Source organism: Oscillibacter sp. (assembly GCF_032018205.1).
Classification (GTDB): domain Bacteria; phylum Bacillota; class Clostridia; order Oscillospirales; family Oscillospiraceae; genus Oscillibacter.
The window spans coordinates 1-3647 of sequence record NZ_DALZOY010000035.1; the positions used below are offsets into that span (position 1 = coordinate 1).

General features: G+C 45.1%; 3 protein-coding genes. All 3 read right to left on the reverse strand.

The features are described 5' to 3' along the window. Nucleotides 1-267 precede the first annotated feature (267 nt). A complete protein-coding gene (locus RTU96_RS14685; protein ID WP_312637396.1) occupies nt 268-813 on the reverse strand; it encodes a hypothetical protein in 546 nt (181 codons plus the stop codon). Between the two features lie 1234 nt (nt 814-2047). Continuing rightward, nucleotides 2048-2608 (reverse strand): hypothetical protein, encoded by a 561-nt coding sequence (locus tag RTU96_RS14690; protein ID WP_312637397.1) that lies wholly within the window; start codon nt 2606-2608, stop codon nt 2048-2050. Between the two features lie 245 nt (nt 2609-2853). Next, nucleotides 2854-3363 carry a hypothetical protein gene (locus tag RTU96_RS14695; protein WP_312637398.1) on the reverse strand — a complete coding sequence of 170 codons (510 nt, stop codon included), beginning with the start codon at nt 3361-3363 and terminating at the stop codon, nt 2854-2856. Nucleotides 3364-3647: the final 284 nt, after the last annotated feature.

A 3647-nucleotide genomic window follows, 5' to 3' on the forward strand; every position in this document is an offset into this window, starting at 1 on the left:
GACCACGCTTGCGCTGCGCTTGTAGTGTGGTATAATCTTGGCAGTCCATAGTGATCGCTCTCCTTTGGCAGATGGTTGTGTGAGAACTCCATTCTACCATTGGGAAAAATCACTATGGACTTTTCTTTTCAACTGTCCATCTTCATTTTACAATCAACCAAGCAGCTTTCTTTAGTGGCATAGGACATTGTCAACCATATACTCCGCAAGCTTAGATGTGCTAATCCAAGCGCCCAAATCCTTCCGCCAAGTGCTGTCGGCTCACCTTTACCAATCCTCAAACACAAATAACACTTCAGATGAATCAGCGCTGACACCAACCAGACTGATTTCGCCGTGGTTCCAGTTGTTTTCCTTATAGGGATTTTGATAGATTACGTAGACCGTCAAATCAGACGGTATTCCGTTTTCAGCATAGTCGAACACAGCCAAGGATTCCGCGTAAACCCCCATGGAGTTTGCGTCCGCCTGAGCGGGAGAGCCGGACCAAACCGACCGCTGTGTGGCCGTGCGCTGGTACGCTTGAACGGAGTCAATGTCTGTTTGGTACTTCAGGAACAGAGACGTGCCGCCCATGTCAGAGTCATAGGCAAAATATACTTCGTCAGCGGACTCCGGAATCTCGTCTGGAAAAAGAGCCAGAGCGGAAGTACCCGGATATTGCAGGGATTGGAGAACGGAGGGATAATCCTCTGGGTCCTCTGTCGATGGATCGAGGGCATCCGTGGCAGCATGGAATAGAAACACCAAAGATAGGCACAAAAGTATTATGGTCACCACGACTGCCGTGTTTTTTACGGTTCTTTTCTTCACGGTATCCTCCATAGCTACTACTGAAGTTTGCAGGAGCCTCCAATAAATGCAGCGTCATAATGATCTGTAACAAGAACTCATCATCATTTCCTGTGTAACAAGGCGCAAATTAAATGATTTGCGCCCTGCTATACAGGAAACGGATCCTTATTCACTGATTATTCTTTTTTTCTTCATACATGCCTATTGCAATGCATCGGCATCCCGCAACGATTGCGTAAGGCGTTGTATATTGGAAAAATCTTTCTTCATTTGATATGCAGGCAGCGGTAAGCAGGTCCCAACGAAACAGGCGGCCCTTCCGTGTGGCCTGTTCGTCCGTGCGGACATACTTGTATTCTTGTGGACCGAGTGTATCCCAGCGCTATTGAAGATTTTGCATCATAAACAAGTTATTATCATATATCTTCTCCGCAACGGGGACAACAATTTGGAATCATTCCTCGAATGTTTAAAAGTGAATAGTTGCAATGTGGACAACGATAAAAAATCTCGGCTTGAATGATCGCAATTGCGATTAAAGCAATTCCTAACAGATATGAAAAGAAGCCTGCAAAAACTCCTATAACAAGTCCGATCCATAGTAACTCAAAACTATGTTTGTAACTCACTTAGCAACACCCACTTTGTCATACTTCATGATATTTATCACCTGTTTTTCCATATCGCAGCAGAAATATATTGCTTCCCTTGTAAAAATTCATCCTGATAACACCTATCTTGATTATGCTATACCTCTTTCTTTCATTTGTAAAGGATATGCCCATGAATCAGGATTAGTTTCATTTTTGGTTTTCTGCTACCCTATGTAATATTACTGCATTGGCCCGCCCTTTTGGTACCCCCGGTGGTATGGGAGCGTTGATTTCGGTTTCCCTCGTAATCCTAGTGTCCGAGAAACAGAGAAAGGAAACATTGTTCTTAAAATTTTCTGATTTCTATATGAGTTGCTCCTATATGTTATGCTGGCGCGGATATCATTTGAAATTCTTTGAATAAAAAGCGTCCGAAAGGACGGATTGAGGAAGACACCCAAACAAGCATCCAGACGACCCGAAGGCCGCCTGAATTGCAAGTGTGGACCCACTTTCCGTCTAAGAATTTGGACTGCCGTCAGCATATGGTAAAAAGAGCAGGCTGGCGCTTTCACATGAAGCCAGTCTGCTCGATAAGTTTGAATTCATATTTTTTAAAGGGAAGTGTTGAAAAATGCTTCCCTCTAAGCTAAACAAATTTACTTTTTGGCTGCAGACATTCTGCCGAAGATTTCAGACAGGGCACGAAATGCTGAGATACGCCGATTCAAGAACTCGTTTGGTTGGTCTGAAGATACTACACCGCACCATGCGTCAGCCCAACTTCTGGCATTACCGTCAGCTTCCACCAGCGTTTCATACGGAGCAACATCGGAGTTCGCATCACAGGCTATGGATGAGTTTCCGGAAGCCACTTCTTCCAGCGTACCGAAACAAACCATGTCGGAATAGCCGATATAATTTTTGTCGGTCTCTGACAAAGTACCGGCAGATACCAAATCGTCCACAAAGGAGCGGTATTTCTCCTGTGACATATGCTCAGGATCATATTTCTCCGACCAACGCTGAATGCTTTCATCTGACGCTTCTATTCTTTCGGGCGGCGTGCTGCTCACATAGGCATCCTGGTTTTTCCGAACCTCCGCCATATACCGGGAAAACTCTTTTGTCGGTGTCCCTATGGACAAATTTCCTTTAAAAGGTCTTGTCTTAAACAACGGCCCTTGAGGGGATATCCCGCTTTCCCTAATATCGTTCATTAAGTGAATCCTCCAATATATATTTACGCTTTATCCGTATTTGCTATAATTGCCACACCCAGCATAGCGCTACCAGGTCCTCCGCCAACATAATTGAAATAGAAACCGCCATCACAGCCAACATAATAGTAACTCATATTGTTCTCGGGGAGTAGGAACATTTCGTCAATTGTCAAGGTTGTATACTGATAAGGAATATTTATAGTATGCTCCTGTTGACCGCTCAAACAGGTGCCATGCGGTGTCTATTTTACATTGATGGGATTGTCGGCCGAAAGGTCAACTGTGGCCAGCAGTCTCCATCCAACAATTGTGTATGTCTTCCCATCATTCAGCCCAGCAACTGCGCTGTTCACCTGATTATACAATATTGCAATTTCGTTACTTGTCAAGCGAAGACTCGCGCTTTGAGGACTGGTAGTCCATCCGGCAATCGACCGAATTCCATCAAAGTAATAAACCGCATTGTCCTCCGTGCAGTAGACTATTGGGTAACCCATAATTTGTCGAATGTTTACATCAGGAGAAATTGGCCGAGACACCAGTCTTTGCGCTTGCTTACTCTCTGGTGCAGAAATCTCCAGAGACCGGGAAGATTTTTTAACCTGAGCAACCGTGCTAGACTGGCCTTCGGAATACCGAATCAAATTACCGTATTCAGATGCTTGCGGTGTTGCCGGAGTAGCAGATGCGGACACGGCTAACGTCATGCACATCACCACTGCCAGAGCCAAACTCATCATTTTCTTTTTCATGTTATACCGCTTTTCTCATTTTGTAAAGAATCCGCCGGAATAGAGATATGCAAAATGTCTCTGCGATGATACTTACTGCATCGCTTCGCCCCTTTCGTGCCCCCCCGGAGGCGTGGGATCATTGATTTCTCCGGAACTACCTACGGAACCAATTTTCCTTTTCCTACTGCACGGGACTCACCTTTTTTATGGAAAGCCGAAAGTATCGTGCAGAGCTTTCTGCAAAAGCAATCCGCGCTTACCGCAGTTTCCGGGGGACCTCGGGCTCATAAAAATGGCCACTA

Excerpts from the sequence above, each read along its gene's own strand:
- RTU96_RS14690 (WP_312637397.1), bottom strand. The coding sequence starts at position 2,608 with ATGAACGATATTAGGGAAAGCGGGATATCCCCTCAAGGGCCGTTGTTT.
- RTU96_RS14695 (WP_312637398.1), bottom strand. The coding sequence starts at position 3,363 with ATGAAAAAGAAAATGATGAGTTTGGCTCTGGCAGTGGTGATGTGCATG.